The organism is Exiguobacterium sp. UBA6282, assembly GCF_002440475.1.
In the GTDB taxonomy this organism is placed as follows: Bacteria; Bacillota; Bacilli; order Exiguobacteriales; family Exiguobacteriaceae; genus Exiguobacterium_A.
On record NZ_DJUM01000056.1, the window covers coordinates 19,681 to 20,492 of the forward strand.

The 812-nt window shown below is 48.2% G+C and carries 2 protein-coding genes; both read left to right on the forward strand.

All coding sequences use genetic code 11. The features are described 5' to 3' along the window. Positions 1-14: 14 nt before the first annotated feature. The gene (locus B2751_RS14935) at positions 15-242 is read left to right on the forward strand and encodes a hypothetical protein (protein WP_290775504.1); all 228 of its coding nucleotides are present in this window, start codon (positions 15-17) and stop codon (positions 240-242) included. 103 nt (positions 243-345) lie between these two features. Continuing rightward, complete coding sequence (locus B2751_RS14940) at positions 346-783, forward strand: peptidylprolyl isomerase (RefSeq protein WP_023467682.1); 438 nt, start codon at positions 346-348, stop codon at positions 781-783. Positions 784-812: the final 29 nt, after the last annotated feature.

Below are 812 nucleotides of genomic sequence, written 5' to 3' on the forward strand. Positions count from 1 at the left end.
GTGCGTATGACAAGATTGCGGCGCTCGTCGTCGGACGCTTCCCGAGCAAGGTCGATTTTGATCCGGAGTTCTCGCTTAAAGATATCATTTTGCGCGCAACGCGAGGGTATGATTTCCCAATCGTTCTTGATGCGGACTTCGGGCATACGGATCCTGTCACGACACTCGCGAATGGAATTCGGATTCGTGTCGAAGCAACGGATTCGGTGACACTCGATGTGTTAGAGGCAGCCGTCGAGTAAAAAGGTCTGCACGACGTCCTGAAATTTGGTACACTGTACCATGGAATCACGATCTTGAATCGTGACGAATCTCTTGCTGAAAAGCGCGAAAGGTTGGTCAAACATGCAAAAAACTGGTCATATCTTATTAGAAGATGGAAATAAAATCGAATTCGAATTGTTCAACGATGAAGCACCGATCACGACTGAAAACTTCGAAAACCTTGCAAACTCGAACTTCTACGATGGATTGAACTTCCACCGTGTCATCCCAGGCTTCGTCTCACAAGGCGGATGCCCAATCGGAAACGGTACAGGCGGTTCAGGAAAAACGATTCCTTGCGAAACGTCTACATCATACCCACACAAACACAAAGCGGGTTCACTTTCGATGGCACACGCTGGTCGTAACACTGGATCAAGCCAGTTCTTCATCGTACATGAGCCACAACCGCACCTCGACGGTGTACACACAGTCTTCGGACAAGTGACTTCAGGTCTCGAACATGCACAAAAAATGAAGCAAGGCGCTGGCATCAAAGAAATCCGCGTCGAAGCATAAGTTCTTGCTCCTCTTCAAACGTTTGAAGA